1 protein-coding gene is annotated in these 335 nt (G+C 43.0%); it reads right to left on the bottom strand.

Annotated features, from left to right (window positions below; all coding sequences use genetic code 11):
- Positions 1 to 335, bottom strand: a 335-nt coding sequence (locus ACE01T_RS17710) for an integrase core domain-containing protein (protein ID WP_395518815.1), incomplete at both ends; no start/stop codon positions are given.

Below are 335 nucleotides of genomic sequence, written 5' to 3'. Positions count from 1 at the left end.
TCAAAGGCTTCTGGACTTAACCAGCCGTTTGCAGAATGCCTTCTGACCCGATTGTAATAAATCTCAATATAGTCAAACAATATAGCATTAGCCTCTTTTCGAGTGGCAAACACACTGCCATGTATCACATGACCTTTCAATGTATGAAAGAAGCTTTCGGTTACTGCATTATCCCAACAGTTCCCTCTGCGTGACATACTTTGAATACACTGGTTCGTCAATAATAGCGCTCTAAAATCACGACTACAGTACTGTGAGCCTTGATCCGAATGTACCATGACACCCGTTGGATAACCCTGACGAGCCATGGCATAGTTAAACGCATCACACACCAA

Origin of the sequence: Acinetobacter uliginosus (assembly GCF_044130295.1) — a bacterium.
Taxonomy (GTDB): domain Bacteria; phylum Pseudomonadota; class Gammaproteobacteria; order Pseudomonadales; family Moraxellaceae; genus Acinetobacter.
This window is presented reverse-complemented; position numbering and strand designations above follow the sequence as displayed.